This window comes from Sphingomonas pollutisoli, assembly GCF_029167165.1.
Lineage (GTDB): Bacteria > Pseudomonadota > Alphaproteobacteria > Sphingomonadales > Sphingomonadaceae > Sphingomonas > Sphingomonas pollutisoli.
This window is the reverse complement of the sequence record NZ_JARFNJ010000004.1, coordinates 37711-55566: the sequence shown is the minus strand read 5'-3', so window position 1 is coordinate 55566 and position 17856 is coordinate 37711. Positions and strand designations below refer to the sequence as shown.

Annotated in this window: 14 protein-coding genes and 1 riboswitch; of the genes, 5 read left to right on the top strand and 9 right to left on the bottom strand. The window is 66.7% G+C overall.

Annotated features, from left to right (window positions below; all coding sequences use genetic code 11):
• Positions 1-4: 4 nt before the first annotated feature.
• Both cobW and PX554_RS09580 read right to left on the bottom strand, forming a co-directional pair.
• Positions 5-1042 (bottom strand): cobalamin biosynthesis protein CobW, encoded by a 1038-nt coding sequence (cobW, locus tag PX554_RS09585; RefSeq protein WP_275501104.1) that lies wholly within the window; start codon positions 1040-1042, stop codon positions 5-7.
• A 169-nt stretch (positions 1043-1211) separates the two neighbouring features.
• Positions 1212-1438, bottom strand: a riboswitch (cobalamin riboswitch).
• 59 nt (positions 1439-1497) lie between these two features.
• Entirely contained in the window at positions 1498-3186 is a 1689-nt protein-coding gene (locus PX554_RS09580) for a GH39 family glycosyl hydrolase (protein ID WP_275501103.1), read from the bottom strand.
• A 117-nt stretch (positions 3187-3303) separates the two neighbouring features.
• Here PX554_RS09580 and PX554_RS09575 point away from each other — a divergent pair, with 117 nt between their 5' ends.
• Positions 3304-4854, top strand: a complete 1551-nt coding sequence (locus PX554_RS09575; RefSeq protein ID WP_275501101.1) for a cryptochrome/photolyase family protein — start codon at positions 3304-3306, stop codon at positions 4852-4854.
• Between the two features lie 417 nt (positions 4855-5271).
• Here the strand turns inward: PX554_RS09575 and PX554_RS09570 are convergent, their stop codons facing one another.
• Positions 5272-6177 carry a LysR family transcriptional regulator gene (locus tag PX554_RS09570; protein WP_275501098.1) on the bottom strand — a complete coding sequence of 302 codons (906 nt, stop codon included), beginning with the start codon at positions 6175-6177 and terminating at the stop codon, positions 5272-5274.
• Between the two features lie 93 nt (positions 6178-6270).
• Here PX554_RS09570 and PX554_RS09565 point away from each other — a divergent pair, with 93 nt between their 5' ends.
• Complete coding sequence (locus PX554_RS09565) at positions 6271-7146, top strand: aldo/keto reductase family oxidoreductase (RefSeq protein WP_093219194.1); 876 nt, start codon at positions 6271-6273, stop codon at positions 7144-7146.
• A gap of 39 nt (positions 7147-7185) precedes the next feature.
• On the opposite strand, the gene PX554_RS09560 is transcribed toward PX554_RS09565, so the two are convergent.
• From PX554_RS09560 to PX554_RS09540, 5 genes are all read right to left on the bottom strand, one after another.
• Positions 7186-7386, bottom strand: coding sequence for a hypothetical protein (locus PX554_RS09560; RefSeq protein ID WP_143023257.1), 201 nt, complete (start codon positions 7384-7386; stop codon positions 7186-7188).
• Between the two features lie 62 nt (positions 7387-7448).
• Complete coding sequence (locus PX554_RS09555) at positions 7449-8765, bottom strand: Nramp family divalent metal transporter (protein WP_093221601.1); 1317 nt, start codon at positions 8763-8765, stop codon at positions 7449-7451.
• Between the two features lie 89 nt (positions 8766-8854).
• Positions 8855-10156, bottom strand: a complete 1302-nt coding sequence (locus tag PX554_RS09550; RefSeq protein WP_275501090.1) for a M28 family metallopeptidase — start codon at positions 10154-10156, stop codon at positions 8855-8857.
• Between the two features lie 445 nt (positions 10157-10601).
• A complete protein-coding gene (locus PX554_RS09545; RefSeq protein WP_176786960.1) occupies positions 10602-11339 on the bottom strand; it encodes a Crp/Fnr family transcriptional regulator in 738 nt (245 codons plus the stop codon).
• Positions 11311-11499 carry a hypothetical protein gene (locus PX554_RS09540; protein ID WP_176786959.1) on the bottom strand — a complete coding sequence of 63 codons (189 nt, stop codon included), beginning with the start codon at positions 11497-11499 and terminating at the stop codon, positions 11311-11313. Before PX554_RS09540 ends, PX554_RS09545 begins: the two co-directional genes overlap by 29 nt.
• A 293-nt stretch (positions 11500-11792) precedes the next feature.
• Here PX554_RS09540 and PX554_RS09535 point away from each other — a divergent pair, with 293 nt between their 5' ends.
• From PX554_RS09535 to PX554_RS09525, 3 genes are all read left to right on the top strand, one after another.
• Positions 11793-13397, top strand: a complete 1605-nt coding sequence (locus PX554_RS09535; RefSeq protein ID WP_275501950.1) for a phytoene desaturase family protein — start codon at positions 11793-11795, stop codon at positions 13395-13397.
• Complete coding sequence (locus PX554_RS09530; protein ID WP_275501085.1) at positions 13381-14538, top strand: Acg family FMN-binding oxidoreductase; 1158 nt, start codon at positions 13381-13383, stop codon at positions 14536-14538. The genes PX554_RS09535 and PX554_RS09530 overlap by 17 nt, the downstream gene beginning before the upstream one ends.
• A 67-nt stretch (positions 14539-14605) precedes the next feature.
• Positions 14606-16819 carry a copper-transporting P-type ATPase gene (locus PX554_RS09525; protein ID WP_275501083.1) on the top strand — a complete coding sequence of 738 codons (2214 nt, stop codon included), beginning with the start codon at positions 14606-14608 and terminating at the stop codon, positions 16817-16819.
• Here the strand turns inward: PX554_RS09525 and PX554_RS09520 are convergent.
• Positions 16781-17830 carry a zinc-dependent alcohol dehydrogenase family protein gene (locus PX554_RS09520; protein ID WP_420833445.1) on the bottom strand — a complete coding sequence of 350 codons (1050 nt, stop codon included), beginning with the start codon at positions 17828-17830 and terminating at the stop codon, positions 16781-16783. The genes PX554_RS09525 and PX554_RS09520 overlap by 39 nt on opposite strands.
• Positions 17831-17856: the final 26 nt, after the last annotated feature.

Below are 17856 nucleotides of genomic sequence, written 5' to 3'. Positions count from 1 at the left end.
CGGATCAAGCGGTCAGAGCGGCCCGGATCGCCGCCGGATCGAGCCGGCCGCGCTCCGCGATCACGACCAAGCGGGTCAGTCGCGGCTCGTCGACGCCCCAGGGCCGGTCGTAGTGGGTGCGTACCCGCGCGCCGACCGCCTGCACCAGAAGCCGCATCGGCTTGCCCGCGACGGCGGCATAGCCCTTCACGCGCAGAACGTCGCCGCCCGCTCCGATCGCCTCGATGCGTCCGGCCAGGTCATCAGGTGCGACAATATCGCCCTGTTCGATGACGATGCTGTCGAAATCATCATGCTCGTGTTCCTCCTCGCCGTCATGATGCGAGGGCCGCGCGGCGATATCGTCCTCCGCCGCCGCACCGAGACCGAGCACGACGCGCGGATCGACCACGCCATCGACCAGTTCGATGACCGGCAGCGGCTTGCGTGTCTCGGCCGCGATCACCGCGCGCGCGGTGGCGATACCTTCGGCACCGGCGAGATCGCACTTGGTCAGCAGCACCAGGTCGGCGCAGCCGAGCTGGTCCTCGAACACCTCGGACAGCGGCGTCTCATGGTCGATGCTCGGGTCGGCGGCACGTTGCGCGTCGAGCGCGGTCACGTCGGGGGCGAAGCGCCCGGCCGCGACCGCCTCGGCGTCGGCCAGCGCGATCACGCCGTCCATGGTGATCCGCGAACGGATCGCGGGCCAATCGAAGGCTTTCAGCAGCGGCTTCGGCAGCGCGAGGCCCGATGTCTCGATGAGGATGTGATCCGGGCGTGGATCGAGCGCGAGCAACGTCTCCACGGTGGGGATGAAATCGTCCGCGACGGTGCAGCAGATGCAGCCGTTGGCCAGTTCGACGATATTCTCGGCCGGGCAGTCGGGGATCGCGCAACCCTTCAGAATGTCGCCATCGACGCCAAGAGTACCGAATTCGTTGACGACGACCGCCAGCCGGCGCCCCCCCGCTTGGCGGATTAGATGGCTGATGAGCGTCGTCTTGCCGGCGCCCAGAAAGCCGGTGACGATGGTGACGGGCACCTTGGACAGATCGGACATGCTCTTCCCCGCGGCGCAAGCAACGACCGGGCGGGGCAACACTTCGTTCGGCACGCGACGACGGACGGGCGCCGAATGCCGCCCGTGCCACGCACCGGTGCAGCCCCAGCCGCACAGGCTCGTCGCTCAGACGGAGAACCGTGCCGCGGCCATCCCCTGGACCGAAGCAAGAGCGACCCTATCGCCGGCAGGTCTCCTGGCTCGCGGGTCAACGCTGCGGCATCGCCTTCCCAGAAGGAGCATCCGTGGATGCTCCGGTCCAGTGGCCGCTCCCGAAGGAGCATGATGCCCTCGCTCACCGCTCACAGTTGCAGGGACAGCCGCGGATTTGGGGAGAACCCCGCACCGCATTCCCATTCAAGCCCCTCGCGGGGCACCGGCGCGATCATCGAAGCCCGATCACGGGCTTCGCCGCTGCATCTAACCCAAGCCGCACGGCTTGCCAATTCTCGATTTCAGCGCGCGCCGTCGAGCAGAACCAACGCGACGCCCTGCCGCGCGAGCGGCAGGTCGAGCGTCGCCGCGCCGGCTGCGCCCGGGGTGACGTCAACCGTCTCGGGGTGCATCCGTGACGCGGCTTCCAGCGCGGCGTATTGCGCCGCGTCGGGCGACTGCGGCGAACCCATCGCGCGCCATGCCGCGAAGGCGTTCGCGTGGGTGGGGTCGACGCGCCACACCGTCGCCGACGCGGCTGCGCGGCGCAGGCCGGTCAGGCTGATGCGGACCTGCGCGTCGGCGCCGGCGACATCGTCGTCGTGATAGTGCCAGACCAGCACCGCGAGCTTGCCGTCGGCGGTGCGGGTGGCGAGAGTGCCGACGTCCGGCGTCCCCCGAACGCCGTTCGCCATCACGGCCTCAAGCGGGATTTGCGCGCTGCTGGTGCTGGCGAGCCGCGTCTCGCCGAGCTTCGCGAACAGGCGGAAGACGTTGAGCACGGGCAAATCGACGCCGTTGGTGGCAAGCTGGCGATAGCCCGCGAACCACGGCTGGCCCTCGAATTCGAACGACCAGGATATGATGCCTGCCAGCTTGACCTTGCGCTTGGCGGCAAGTTCCCAGATCCGCGCAAAACTGGCGGCGGTATAGCTCGAATACATCGTGCCGTTGCGATAGGCATTCTCCGGGCCGGGGCAGGCGGCGCAGCCTTCGGGATCGCTCTCGCCGATGACGACGGGCTTGCCGGCGAGGGTCGGGACGGAGAGGACTTTGGTGAAGCCCCCATCAGCCGCCATCAGGTGCGTGGCGATGCCCATCCGGACGTGCCCATCGACGATGGTGGGCTTGCCCTTGGCGTGGAACGAAAGGAAGTCGGTCGGAGTGCCGATCCGGCCGGTCGCATAGTTCCTGCCCGCGGTGACGTGCTGAAGGAAACCGTCCATGAAAGCGCCGCCCGCGCCCGCCACGTCCGGGCCGCCGACGCGCGCGGTCGGCAAGGCGCGGCGTACTCCGGCGATGGCGTAATCGTGCATCTTGTAGAAATCTTGCGGGCTGCCGCGCCAGTAGAAGTCGAGATTGGGTTCGTTCCAGACTTCGAAAAACCAGCGCTCGACTTCAGCGCGGCCATACCGTTCGACGTTATGGCGAGTCCATTGATAGACCAGTTCACCCCATTTCGCGTAATCCTTCGGTGGATAGCTCCATCCCGTCGCGATCTTTCCGTAATCGACGCCAGGCTGCCAGGCGTGCCGGTACGGCACGCCCGTCGGCGCGCTCGACAGCGCCTCCGGCATGAAGCCGATCTGGAGATAGGGATGGATGCCTTGCGCGCGGTACGTGTCGATGATGCCATCGACGATCGTCCAGTCGTAAACCGGCTTGCCGGCCTTGTCCTCCGTATAGGCGTTGGTGCTGCCCCATTTGAACGCGGGCGTCCCGTCCCCGCTGATCAGCAGATTGTGCGCCCGGAAATAGACATCGCCCGATTTCAGCGCGCCGAGTTCGACCAGCAATTTGCGGCCGTCCTTCATCGTCGCGTAATTCGGCTCGTCGGCGCCGAAGAAGCGCCATGTCGGCGGTAAGCTGCCGACGCTGCGGCTGGCATCGACGGTGATGGAGACCTGACGCGGTGTACCGTCTTGCGCGAACGCCGGGAAGGTGAGGCCGGCCAGTGCCACTGTGGCCGCGATCGTCTTCCAGATCATCATTCGTCCTCTCCCGTCGCGCCGCGATTCCGGCTGCAAAGACGTGCGTGTAGAGCAGGATAGCGACGACACAACCCGCATCTACGCATCCGCAGCGCCTCCGGCGCGTTGGATGCTAGCATGACCATCCTCATTCCGATCCTCGGCGACCAGCTTTCGCATGATCTCGCGTCCTTGCAGGGCGTCGCGCGCGCCGATGCGGTGCTGCTGATGATGGAGGTGGCTGAAGAGACGACCTATGTGCGGCACCACAAGGCCAAGATCGCGCTGATCTTCTCCGCGATGCGTCATTTCGCGGAGGAGTTGCGTGCGGCCGGCTGGGCGGTCGACTATGTGCGGCTCGACGACCCCGCCAACAGCGGCAGCTTCACCGGCGAGATCGCGCGCGCGGTCGAGCGGCACCGGCCCTACGCGATCCGCATCGTCGAGCCGGGTGAGTGGCGCGTGCTGACGATGATCCAGGGCTGGGCCAAGCGTTTCGGCGTGCCGGTCGAGCTGCTGATCGACGATCGCTTCATCTGTGGCATCCTCGAATTTCAGACCTGGGCGCAATCGCGCGACGATCTCGTGATGGAGTTCTTCTACCGCGAGATGCGCCGCAAGACGGGGTTGCTGATGACCGCGAACGGCCGGCCTGAGGGCGGTCAGTGGAACCTCGACAAGGAAAACCGCGTGCCACCCAAGCGCGGGCTCAACTATCCCGAACCGATGGCGTTCGTTCCCGACGCGATCACCCGCGAGGTGATGACGCTGGTGGCGGAGCGGTTCGCCGGGCATTTCGGGCGGCTGGAAAGCTTCTCGCTGCCGGTCACGGCGGCGCAGGCGCGGCGCGCGCTCGAGCATTTCGTTCGCACCGCACTGCCCGATTTCGGCACCTATCAGGACGCGATGGTGACGGGGCAGGACTGGTTGTACCATAGCTGGCTCAGCCCCGCGCTCAACCTTGGGCTGCTCACCCCGATCGAGGTCGCGCGCGCCGCGGCGGACGCCTATGCGGCGGGGCATGTGCCGCTCAACGCAGCGGAGGGGTTCATCCGCCAGATCATCGGCTGGCGCGAATATGTGCGCGGCTATTATTGGCTGGAGATGCCCGATGTCGCCGATGCCAATGCATTGGCGGCGACGCGGCCGTTGCCCGGCTTCTACTGGACCGGGGAGACCGACATGCTGTGCCTCGCCGAAGCAATCCGCAACACGCGCGACAATGCCTATGCCCATCATATCCAGCGCCTCATGGTGCTCGGCAATTTCGCGATGCTTGCGGGGGTGCGGCCGCAGGAGGTCGCGGACTGGTTCCTCGTCGTCTATGCCGATGCCTATGAATGGGTCGAACTGCCCAATGTGATCGGCATGAGCCAGCATGCCGACGGCGGACGGATGGCGACCAAGCCCTATGCCAGCGGCGGCGCGTATGTCGATCGCATGTCAGACCATTGCGGGCGGTGCCGTTACGATGTGAAGCAGAAGACCGGGCCGGATGCCTGCCCGTTCAATGCTTTGTACTGGGATTTTCTCGCTCGGCACGAAGGCCGCTTCCGGCGTAACCGGCGCATGGCCAATATGTACGGCACCTGGGACCGGATGAAGCCGGAGGTGCGGGAAGCGTATCGGGCGAGTGCGGAGGCGTTTCTCGATGCGCTGGAGCCGGCCGAAGCGGGCTGGGCGCGGTGAAGTGCTCTGTCTGGTAGATAGCATTTGAGCGAAAAGCCCTTGTCCGCAACCGTTCGTGTCCAGCGAAGTCGAGGCACCCGCGCGCCGGGCCGGTCCCTCGACTTCGCTCGGGAGGAACGGAGGGGCGGGACCAACGGGGGGGCGGGACCAACGGGGGGGCGGGACCAACGGGGGGGCGGGACCAACGGGGGGGCGGGGTGGCGCCAAGACAAAAGGCCGCCCCTTGCGGGACGGCCTTTCCATTGCCAGCCACTGATGGCTTGGTCCGTTAGAGCCGGACAGCCCCGCGGGCGGGAGTCGTGCTCAGCAGGTCCGCCATGAGCGGCATGAAACAATGAGACATTCGACCACTTCCTTTCTGTCGTTGAACAATTACCTGAATATGGGGCAACCTACTGATGTTTCAAGGGAAGAGGCTCATTCGTACGGATGCGCCTTGATGAAGTCGACGAAGGCGCGCAGCGGCGCGGGCAGGTAGCGGCGGCCCGGATAATAGAGGATCGGGCCGGAGAACGGCTCGCACCAATCGTCGAGCACGGTCTCGAGCGCACCGCGCGCGATATGCGGCGCGAGCCAGTCCTCGAACAGATGGATGACACCCAGACCGGCGATCGCGCCCTCGATGAGCAGGTCGCAGGCGAGCCCCGGTTGCGCGACGAGCGGACCGGTCGGATCGACGCGGACGATCTCGCCGGCGCGCTCGAATTCCCACACCGGGCCGGCACCGCCCGAAAAGCGCCCGCGCAAACAGGCGTGTCCGAGCAGATCCTGCGGATGGCCGGGCCGGCCGCGCGCAGCGAGATAGGCGGGGGCGGCGGCGGTGAGAAAGCGCTGCGTGCGCGGGCCGATCGGGACCGCGATCATATCCTGTTCGAGCCGCTCCTCGTAGCGGATGCCGGCGTCCGCGCCCGACGCGAGGATGTCAACGAACCCGTCTTCGACGGTCACTTCGACGCGGATGTCCGGGTACGCGGTGAGGAAGGCGGGGAGAATCGCTGGCAGCACGGTGCGCCCGACGTTGGCGGGGACGTTAAGCCGCAGCGTGCCGGCGGGGCGATCCCTGAAGGTGTTGACCACGTCGAGCGCGGCGCGGACCTCGGCGAGCGCGGGCGATAGCCGCTCGAACAGGCGCGCGCCCGCCGCGGTCGGCGCGATGCTGCGCGTGGTGCGGTGGAGCAGACGCACGCCGAGCCGTGCTTCCAACCGCCTGACCGCTTCGCTCAGCCCCGAGGCCGAGCCGCCGCTCGCGCGCGCGGCATCGCGAAAGCCGCCCGCCCGCACGATCGCGACGAAGGTCGCGAGATCGTCGAGTTCCGTCGCCATTGTTCGATCCTTCGCACGGCCCGTTCCGATTGTGATGGCTTATCGGATGATCGAGCGAAGTCCATATCGCCGTCACCAACAAGGAGATGTGTCATGACCGATCTTGCCAAAGCCGGTACGTTCCGTTTGGGCGACCGCACCGTCAACCGCATGGGCTATGGCGCGATGCAACTTGCCGGGCCGGGCGTATTCGGACCGCCGAAGGATCGCGACGCGGCGCTCGCCGTGCTGCGCACCGCCGTCGAGGCGGGTGTCGACCATATCGACACGAGCGATTTCTATGGCCCGCACGTCACCAACCAGATCATCCGCGAAGCGCTTCACCCGTATCGTGATGGCCTCACGATCGTCACCAAGGTCGGCGCGGTGCGCGGCGACGATGCCTCGTGGCTGCCCGCGCAAAGCCCGGCCGAACTGACGCAGGCGGTGCACGACAATCTGCGCAACCTTGGGCTCGATGTACTCGACGTGGTCAATTTGCGGGTGATGGGCGATATACATGTCCCCTCGGAAGGTTCGATCGAGCCACAATTCTCGACGCTCGCGCGGTTGCGCGAACAGGGGCTGATCCGACACCTCGGTGTAAGCAACGTGACCGCCGCGCAGGTTGCCGAGGCACAGACGATCGCGCCGGTGGTGTGCGTGCAGAACCAGTATAACCTCGTCCATCGCGAGGACGACGCTTTGGTCGATACGCTCGCCGCGCAGGGCATCGCCTATGTGCCGTTCTTCCCGCTTGGCGGCTTCACACCGATCCAGTCGGACGGGCTGGCGACGGTGGCGGAGCGGCTCGGCGCGACGTCGATGCAGGTTGCGCTCGCCTGGTTGCTGGCGCGCGCGCCGAACATCCTGCTGATCCCCGGCACGTCGAGCGTGGCGCATCTGGCCGAGAACCTCGCGGCCGCCGATCTCGACCTGTCGGAGGCGGTACTGATCGAGCTGGACGCGGTGGCGAGCGTCGTCGCCTGATCCGCTCAGTCCCCGACGCTGCGGCGTCGGGGATGTCGGCTATTGCTGGTTCTCGGTGCCGAGATCCTGCGGACCGCGCTTGGCGGAATCGGGCGCGTCCTGGCCGTTCTGCTGCTGCTGAAGCGACCTGTAGTGCGATGCGTTCAGCCCGATGAAGACTGCGACGATCACCGCGACGACGATCGCGACGACGACGATGGCGGCCTTGCCGGCATTGCGGGGCGGGGGCTGGTCGGTCACGGGCGTTTCCCTGTTGTGGTCACAGAGAAATGCCCCGGCGTCGGCGATGTTCCGAAACGCGTTCACACCATCTGCACGATCAGCCACAGATTGGCCGCGACGATCACCGCGAACACGCCCCAGGCGGCGACACGCACAGCCGCGCCGCTGGCATGGACGCCCATGATGCCACGATCGCTGGTGAAGCGTATCAGCGGGTAGATCGCGAACGGCAGTTGCAGCGACAGCACCACCTGCGTCAGCACCAGCAGCTTGCCGACCGCGTGATCGCCCAGCCACAGCACGCCAGCAAGCGCCGGCACCAGCGCCAGCCCGCGCGTGATGATGCGGCGCTGCCAGCAGGGAATCTTGAGATCGAGGAAGCCTTCGAGGATGACCTGGCCCGCGATCGTCCCGGTGAAGGTCGCGCTCTGCCCGGAGGCGAACAGCGCGATGCCGAACAGGATCGCCGCCGCCGCCGCGCCGGTCAGCGGCGCGAGCAGATGATAGGCTTCCTCGATTTCCGCGACATTGGCATAGCCGCTGTCGTGGAAGGTCGCCGCCGCCAGCGTCAGGATCGCTCCGTTGACCAATGTCGCGAGCAGCAGCGAAACGACGATATCGACGGTTGCGAAACGCAGCGATTGCTTGAGCGCGGCTTCGCCGGGCGCGGTCACGCGCGTCTGGACGATCGACGAATGCAGGTAGAGGTTGTGCGGCATCACCGTCGCGCCGAGAATGCCGACCGCGAGATAGATCGCCTGCGGATCGGAGAACACGTCGAGTTTGGGGACGGCACCATGCAGGATGCCTGACAGGCTCGGGCCGGCGATGACGAGTTGCACGGCGAAGCACACCGCGATCGTCGTCACCAGCCCGAGGATGATCGCCTCCACCTGGCGGAAGCCGTTGCCTTTCAGCCCGAGCACGACGATCGTATCCAGCGCCGTCAACAACACGCCGAGCCAGAGGGGCACGCCGAGCAGCAGGTTGAAGGCGAGCGCGCTGCCCAGCACTTCCGCCACGTCGGTCGCGACGATCGCCAGTTCCGCAAGCAGCCAGAGCCCCACGGTCGCGCCGCGCGAATATCGCTCGCGTGCCATTCGCGCGAGATCATGCCCGGCCACGAGGCCCAGCCGCATCGCCAGCGATTGCAACAGGATCGCAGCGAGGCTGGTGAGCAGCACGACGAAAAGCAGATCATAGCCGAAGCGCGACCCCGCCGCGATATCGGTCGCCCAATTGCCTGGGTCCATATAGCCGACCGCGACGAGCAAACCCGGCCCGGCCGCGCGGAGCAGCTTGCGCCACAGCGGCAAGCCGGCGGGAACCGCGACCGCGCCACGAACTTCGGACGGGCAGAAAGGAGCGGTCGCGACGGCGGGCAGTTTGTAGGACATGGGGGGCCCGTAGCAAGCGCTGCGCCGCACGACCATTGATCTCGCGTAATGAGACTGATCGAAGCGCACGATCAGAGAAGCAGACGCCTTTACCGCGCGGGCTGGCCGGCGAACGTCACCACGCTTTCCGCACCGTCGGTCCCCACCGCGCTCACGCCGAAGAAACAGTCATCCACGACCACGTTCTTCAGGAGATGCGTCGTCTCGGCGGCGGGCACGTCGAGCGCCTGCTGCCAGTCCTGTGCATCCGTACGGCGCCAATGGATGCGATAGCGTGTCGCGCCCGGAACGGCTTGCCACGCGACGGTCGTGTCGTCGGTGCCGCCGCCCGTGATCGTGGCGCTGTTCGGCGCGGGCGGGGCGGCGGCGAGGCGGCGGATCGTCGCGACGTTGATCGCGGCCACCTTGGCGAGATAGTCGAAATCCATCTTGTCGACCGTGTCGCCGTAGCTGACGCCGTTTTCGGTTCGGATATCCTGATGCTGCTGATCCCAATTCTCCGCGCCGACCGTGAAGCGGATCGCCGGGTACCCGAGTTTGAGGAATGGTTCATGATCGCCACCGCGTCCGAGCCGGTCGGGCCGACGGTCGACGAACACGTCGAGGCCGCCCGGTAGCGAGGTTGCGATGTCGCGGACCGCTTTGGCGAGGCTGCGCGACGGCGAATCGTCTTCGCCGCCGTTACCGCGCGCCGCGAGGTACGCGGGCAGGTCGTCAGCGGCGCGCAAGCCTTCGGAGAACACCCGTACGCGATCCGCCACGCGCGCGCCGTTCTGGCCGATCGTGTTGCCGACGATATCGTTGTTGAGCATCGCGGTGACGGTCCAGTTCTTCGCCTTGGCCGTCTCGGCGAGCAACTGGCTGCCCCACAATCCCTGCTCTTCACCGGAGAAGATCGCGTAGACGATCGTGGCGCGGAACTTCTCCTTCGAGAGGATGCGCGCCGCTTCCAGCACCAGCGCGACGCCCGAGCCGTCGTCATTGGCGCCCGGAGCATCGGCGGTGGCGTTCATCACGTCGGTGACGCGGCTGTCGATATGCGCGCCCACGATGACGACTCGCTTGGGCTCGGTGCCTTGCTGGAACCCCAGCACATCGACGATCTCCGCGCCTTGCGGCGCACGCGGGCCGGTGAAGGTGCGGGCGATGTTCGCGACGGTGATGCAGCCACCGCAAGCATCGGCGAGGTGGGTCAACTCCGCTCCCGCCCAGCGCCGCGCCGCGCCGATGCCGCGCACGGGGTCATCGGGCGAGGAAAGCGTGTGGCGGGTGCCGAAGCTCACCAGCTTCTCGACGGTCGCCTTCAGACGCGCCGGGTCGGGCGCTTCCGCCACTGCAGGCGAGGCGGACAGGATGGCGGCCGAAAGGACCGGTGGGAGCAGGATACGCATGCGCCGACCGTGGCGCGATTGCCGACAACCTTCAACCGCCAAGCGCGACCGCCTGCTGGCGGGGTCACCCAGGCAATCAGGCGATCCGGTGAGGCTTATCTTGCATCGGTGCCGGAGGGGGCGCCTTGGGGAAGGAATCGTCGTCCCCCGCAGTTATCCTCGCGATGAGGGCTGCCCGGCGCTGGTGTAGCGCGGTCAAACGCGCTTCAAGGTGGCGCGTCCGGGACGCGCAGTTCAGCCCCGCCAAAGACGATCGCTGGCGCTGGGCGTTCCACTGCAAGATGTCACGTTCGGCGTCGATGATCGCTATTCTGACGGCGTGCAGTTCATTTTGCAATGAACCTCGCCGGTTTATCATAGCTAACTCCTGAGTCGAAATTTGAACGGTTTCCGACCGGAAGGTAATCAGGGGTACTCGGCGACGTATGTTCGAATCCAACATAGATCAGATCGAAGCGATCAACTGCGACGAATCGTCCGCCCCATAGAGTACGGCGATCGCATTTCTTGTCTCAAAATAGCACTCACACGCCAGTGATTCAAGCGCGTCGCGATCCAGCACGGTCAGGCGGCCTCGCACGTAATCGATGCAGCCCGCGCGCTGAAGCACTTTCGCCGTGAGCGACACGCTAGAACGTGGACCGCCGAGCATCATCCCCAAGAACTCGTGGGTTAGGTTGAACGTGTCTGATCCCGCGCAATATTGGCCGGTGAGAATCCAGCGGCAGCACCGCTCTTCGAGCGTGTGGAGCCGATTGCACGCTGCGGTTTGCGCGAACTGGCCGATCGCGAAGCGGGTATATTGCTGCATCACCCGCGAAAGCGCGGGGTCGGTTGCCATCTCCTCCACCAGAATCCTCCGGTCGATGCGAAAGGCGTCCCCGGGAATCTGGACCATCGTCTCGACGATCGCCTCATCGATGCCGAAGAGGGCGGTCGGGTCGGTCACCCCTTCGATTCCAACGGCACCGACCTCCACCGTCCGGCCATCCCGCATCACTTTCACCAGCGAAACGAGGCCGCGGTTGATGAAGTACATCTGCGTGATGGGGCCATCGATGTGGTCGATCGTCATTCCGCTCAGCATGACCGCTGGCCGCAGATGCGGCAGCAGGCGCTCGAGCGTGTCGGCTGGCATCAGCTTCAGCAGGCGGTTACGGATTGTCGATGCGTCGATCACCATCGTGCCTACCTCGTGCGCCAGCCCCCGCCGATGCCGCGCGCGCTTCATAGATCTTGGCAAGCTCAAGATATTGTCGACGTAGCGCCACATTCTGAATGCTCGCCGCGCGCTGGCGAATTTCAGCGGCCCGGCGACGATCATAAGCATTTGGATCGCTCATACGATCCTCCTTGGCATGTCCGTCCATATAGACCCGGGCGTCTCGACGGCGACACACGTAGTTTTCCCAAGATCGTTTCGGCGCCGTTGGTAGCGTGTTTACCGTCGCCGAGACGAGGGGTTCTTCAGTAATAACCCGAATATCTACCCCGCCGACCAAAGCTGTATTTGCGCGACGACCACAGATCGTTCTCGATGACGGACGGCACCCCCGCAAGGACACGACATCGATGTCATACACCGCCGCCAACCCCGATAGCGACGCGTTCGCGAGGGCGCTCCCCGGTGTCGCCGATGACGGGGCGACGGTCGCGAGCGGCAGAGCGGCTCGAGTCCTCCGGCGTGAGGCGGGCGTTGGCGCGCGCATTTTGGCCATGCGGGGGCCGGCGCATATCTCGCGCCAGAAGGTCGAACGTCATGCCGGGTGAACGCAAGATCGTCGTCATCGGCGCCGGCATCGCCGGGCTGTGCGCGGCGGTGTATGCGCGCAAGTGCGGGTACGCCGTCGAACTCGTCGAGCAGCATGATCGTGCCGGTGGCCTCGCCACGAGCTGGCGACGCGGCGACTATGTTTTCGAAACGTGTATGCACTGGCTCGTGGGCTCGCGGCCCGGGGGCGTTTTGCACGCCGAATGGCAGGAGGTCTGCGAAATCGACTCGCTCCGCTTCGTCGACCATGACGAATTCCTGAGAATTGAGGATGAGCGTGGCGCGCAGTTGTGCATCTACACCGATGTCGGGCGGCTCGAGGCGGAACTCCTGTCCGTGGGACCGGAGGACGAAAACGAAATCCGGCATCTGACCAAGGCAGTCCGCCAACTCGTCGATCTGCCGATGCCGCCGATCGGCGAATCCGGGCTCGCGAGGCTAGCGAGCATGTTCAGGATGCTGCCCGATCTGCCACTCGTCTGGCGTCTCGCGCATATCAGCCTCGGTGACTACGGCCTGCGCTTCCGCAACCCCCTGTTGCGCTCCTTCTTTCGGGATGGGGCGACGCCGAACCTCTCGGCGCTTGCGCTGATCCTGTCGCTGGCCTGGATGAGCGGGCGAAACGCCGGCTATGCGATCGGCGGCTCGCAGGCCCTCATCCGATCGGTCGTCGATCGTCTGCAGGCGCTCGGCGGCACGATCCGCTATGAGACCCGCGTCGAGCGCATCCTCGTCGAAAACGATACCGCCTTTGGCGTTGTGCTCGATTCTGGCGAGATCGTCCCGGCCGATTGGGTGATCTCGGCGGCCGACGGTCACGCGACTTTGCACGCGCTTCTTGGCGGCCGCTATCACGATCCGGCGTTCGACAAGGCCTTCGCCCGCTACGAGGCCTTTCCCTCCTATGTGCAAGTTTCCCTCGGCTTGGCACGCCCGTTGTCCGGTGAGCCGGGCTATCTCACGCTTCGCGCCGAGTCGCCTGTCGAGGTCGATCCGCTAACCCGCCTGGACGCGCTGGCGTTCCGCATCTTCAACTACGATCCGACCTTTGCTCCCGCGGGCAAGACGGCGGTCACCTGCTTCCTGCCGACACGGAACAGCGCATGGTGGGCCGGCCTGCGCCATGACGATCCCACCGCCTACCAAGCGGCGAAACACCGCGCCGCCGAGGCCGTGATCGAGGTTCTCGGTCGGCGCCTTCCCGGTGTCCGTGACGATATCGAGATCGTTGACGTCTCCACGCCGGCTACCGTCATCCGCTTCACCGGAAACTGGCAGGGCAGCATGGAAGGCTGGCTGATGACCCCGGAGACCGGCTTTGGCACTCTTCCACAGACGCTGCCGCGCCTGAAGCGCTTCCTGATGGCTGGCCATTGGGTTCAACCCGGCGGCGGCCTTCCAAGCGGCCTGATGACGGCACGATCGGCGGTGCAGGCAATCTGTCGGGAGGACCATGTGGTCTTCGCGTAGCGACGTCTCGTTCTCGTCGGGCACGATGATGATGAACCGCCGCCAGATGCTTGTCGGCGGGGGCTTGGTCGTGGCGGGAGCCGGCGGTGCGGCGGCGCTGGATGCGTCGCGTACCGGCTCGATGGCGGATTACACCGCGGCGGTCGCGGCCGAGCGTGCGCCGCTCGGCGACCGCGCCGGACTGTTGGACCTCGTACGATACGCCGCGCTGGCGCCGAGCGGCCACAACGTGCAGCCGTGGCGTTTCCAGCTCGATCCACACCGTATCGGAATCCGTCCAGACTACAGCCGTCGCACCCCAGCGGTCGATCCCGACGACCATCATCTCTTCGTGAGCCTCGGCTGCGCGCTGGAGAACCTCGTGCTGGCGGCTGCCGCGCGAGGCCGGGGAGGGGCCGTGTGGTCTGATCTCGCCGGCTCCGGTCAGATCCTTCTCGAGTTCGCGCCGGGCCGACCGGAATCGTCGCCATTGTTCGAGGCGATCCCGCGCCGCCAATCAACGCGGGCGGAATATGACGGTCACCCTGCCGCCGTCTCCGACCTGAAGGCGCTAGAGGTTGCAGCGGAAGTGCGCGGCGTCGATGTAATCATCGCGACCGCTCGCGCGCAGATCGAAAGCGTGCTGGACCTCGTGGTCGCCGGCAATCGCGCGCAAATGGCCGATCGCGCATTCCTGCGTGAACTGAGGGGCTGGCTCCGCTTCAATCCTCGTTCGGCGCTTGCGAGCGGGGATGGCTTGTTCAGCGTCCTGAGCGGAAACCCGATCGCGCCGACGTGGCTGGGTCGGCTGATGTTCGATCTGGCGTTCCGCGTCGATGCCGAAAACGACAAATATGCCAGGCAGCTACGCTCATCGGCGGGCATCGCCATTTTCGTAGCGCGAGGCGCCACCCGCGAATCCTGGGTACAGGCGGGACGGGCCTGCCAGCGCTTCGCGCTTCAGGCGACCGCGCTCGGCATGAAATGCGCCTTCGTCAATCAACCCGTCGAAGTTCCCGCGCTGCGCGGCGAACTCGCGCGCTGGGCTGGCTTGCCCGATCGCAGACCGGATATCGTGATGCGGTTCGGCCATGGGTCCGCCATGCCGTTCTCGGCCCGGCGGCCGGTGAGCGCGATCGTCTCTGGCGCCGCTTCCCTGTAGAAGCGCGAGCCGTGCCGGATATTGGAACGCGCATGCGGGGGGATCGTTGAGAATGGGGGATTACGCTATGCTCGGCCATCGAGAAGAAGGAGCGCTCACCGTCGCGCGCGACGGCGAGGTGGGTGGCGGGAGCGGTGCTGCGGCGCCGTTGATGTCCACTGCTGGAACCTGGACCTGTCCGATGCACCCGCAGGTCCGGCGAGATGGTCCGGGTGCTTGCCCGATCTGCGGCATGGCGCTGGAGCCGGCGGAGCCGAGCACGGATCAGGATCGAAACCCCGAGCTGCTCGATTTCACGCGCCGCCTGTGGGTAAGCACCGTCCTGTGCGTGCCGTTGCTGCTGCTCTCGATGGGCGGAGAGATGCTGGGGCTGCACCTGGTCCCGGCGGCGGTGTCGCCCTGGTTCCAGCTCGCGCTTACCGCGCCTATCGTGCTTTGGGCGGGGCTGCCGTTCTTCGAGCGGGGTTGGGGGTCGGTCCGTTCCGGCCACTATAATATGTTCACCCTCATCGCGCTCGGGGTCGGAGCGGCGTTCCTCTATAGTCTCGGCGCGACGATCGCGCCCGCTGCATTCCGGGGAACCGCGCATACACACGGCGGCATGCCGCCCGTTTACTATGAAGCCGCGGGTGTGGTGGTGGCGCTGGTCTTGGCAGGGCAGGTGCTGGAGCTTCGGGCGCGCGCCGCCACCGGCCGCGCGGTTCGCGCGCTCCTTGATCTCGCGCCCAAGACGGCGCGCCGCATCGACGCGAGCGGCGAACGGGACGTGCCGCTCGCGGACGTCGCGGTGGGGGATCGGCTGCGCGTCCGACCGGGTGAGGCAATTCCGGCGGATGGCACGGTGATCGACGGGCGGTCATCGGTGGACGAGGCGATGCTAACCGGAGAACCGGCGCCCGTGCCCAAGGCGCCGGGCGATCGGCTCACCGGCGGCACCATCAACGATACGGGCAGCCTGATCATGGAGGCGCAGGCCGTCGGCGCCGACACCATGCTGGCGCGCATCGTCGCGATGGTAGCCGAGGCGCAGCGCAGCCGCGCCCCGATCCAGGCAGTGGCCGACCGTGTCGCGAGCTGGTTCGTTCCGGCCGTGGTGATGATCGCCGTCGTCACGTTTCTCGTCTGGAGCTTGATCGGGCCAGAGCCGCGCATCGGCCACGCCCTGTTGAATGCGGTTGCGGTGCTGGTCATCGCCTGCCCTTGCGCGCTCGGGCTCGCCACGCCCATGTCGATCATGGTCGGCACCGGGCGCGGCGCGCGGGCGGGCGTGCTCGTCAAGAACGCCGAAGCGCTCCAGGCGCTCGACACGGTGGATACGCTGGTGATCGACAAGACGGGTACGCTCACCGAAGGTAAGCCGAAGCTGATCGCGGTCGAACCGGTTGGCGACATACCGGCGGACGCGTTGCTGGCGCTGGCCGCTGCGGTCGAGGTCGGCTCCGAACATCCGCTGGCGCGCGCCATGGTCGAGGGCGCGAAGCAGCGTGGCCTGGCGCTTGGGCGCGCCGAAGGCTTCGAGTCTCAGACGGGGCTTGGCGTCCGCGCCACTGTCGATGGACGCGTCGTGGCGGTCGGTAACGATGCCCAGATGCGTGGCGTCGGCGCGGATCCACGGCTTCTGTTGGATGCCGCCGAGCGGCACCGCGTCGCTGGCGCGGGCGTGATGATGGTCGCGGTCGATGGGCGCGCGGCGGGATTGCTCGCGGTCGCTGATCCGATCCGCGAGTCCGCGCAGGCGGCGATTACGGCGCTTCGCGCCGAAGGGCTGCGGATCGTCATGCTGACTGGCGATGGCCAAGCCACGGCGGAGGCGGTCGCGCGGGCCCTCGGCGGGATCGACGAGGTACGCGCCGATCTGCGGCCCGCCGACAAGGCACGCGTCGTCGCGGCGCTGCGATCGGGGGGAGCGCGCGTCGCCATGGCCGGCGATGGTATCAACGACGCGCCCGCGCTCGCCACCGCCGATGTCGGCGTGGCGATGGGGACCGGCACCGATGTCGCGATCGAGAGCGCCGGCCTGACGCTCACCAAGGGTGATCTCGCGGCGATGGTGCGCGCCCGCCGACTGGCCCGCGCGACAATGGCGAATATCCGCCAGAACCTTTTCTTTTCCTTTTTCTTCAATGGTATCGGCGTTCCGATCGCTGCCGGCGTGCTCTATCCCGGCTTTGGTATTCTGCTCTCGCCGATGTTCGCGGGCGCCGCGATGGCGCTATCCTCGCTGACGGTCGTGCTGAACGCCCTACGGCTCGACAGGGTCAGGCTCGAACCCGGACGATAATTCGGGGCTTTGGGCATCGCGGTGGGGCAGGATCACGGCGGCCCCGGTGATCGCGCCCGCGCGCAACCGCTCGAGCGCGACGTTGGCTTCGTCGAGCGCGAAGGTCTGCGTGACGATCTTGAGCGGCATGGCGCCGATCGCCGCGAAGAAGGTTTCGCCGTCCTCGCGGGTGAGGTTAGCGACCGAGAGGATCTCCCGCTCTTCCCAGAGATCGGCATAGGGAAAGCTTGGGATGTCGCTCATGTGGATGCCAGCACACACCACCCGGCCGCCCTTCTTCACGGCTTTGAGCGCGAGCGGCACGAGCGCGCCCACGGGCGCGAAGATCAGCGCGGCGTCGAGGGGAACCGGCGTCGCGGTCGAAGAGCCGCCGGCCCAGACGCAACCCAGCGAGCGAGCGAAGGTTTGCGTGTTCGTGTCGTCGTCGCGCGTGAACGCATAGACGTCCCGCCCTTGTGCGATCGCGATCTGCGTCAGCAGATGCGCGGCGGCGCCGAACCCATACAGCCCGATGCTGCGGCCCGGCCCGGCCAGCCGGAGCGCGCGCCAGCCGATAAGACCCGCGCACAGCAATGGTGCGGCTTCGACATCGGAAAAGCGCGCGGGCAGGGCGAAGCAGAAGCGCGCGTCGGCGACGACATGGGTCGCATAGCCGCCGTCGCGTGTCGCGCCGGTGAACTGCGGGTGATCGCAAAGGTTCTCGCGGCCGCCGTGACAATAAGGACAGCGCCCGCAGGTGGAGCCGAGCCACGGCACGCCTACGCGATCATCATTCGCGAAGCCTTTCACGTCCGCCCCCATCGTCACCACGCGGCCGACGATTTCGTGGCCGGGGACAATCGGATATTGCGCGGCGATCTCGCCGTCGGCGACATGCAGATCGGTGCGGCAGACTCCGCAGGCGCTGACCTCGATCAGCAATTCGCCTGGGCCGGGGCGGGGAACCGCACTCTCCCGCGCATGAAGCGGTTGGCCCGGCCCGTCGAAGACCATGGCGCGCATCACCGGCATGGGTCCGCTCCTCGCGCGCGGTCGAT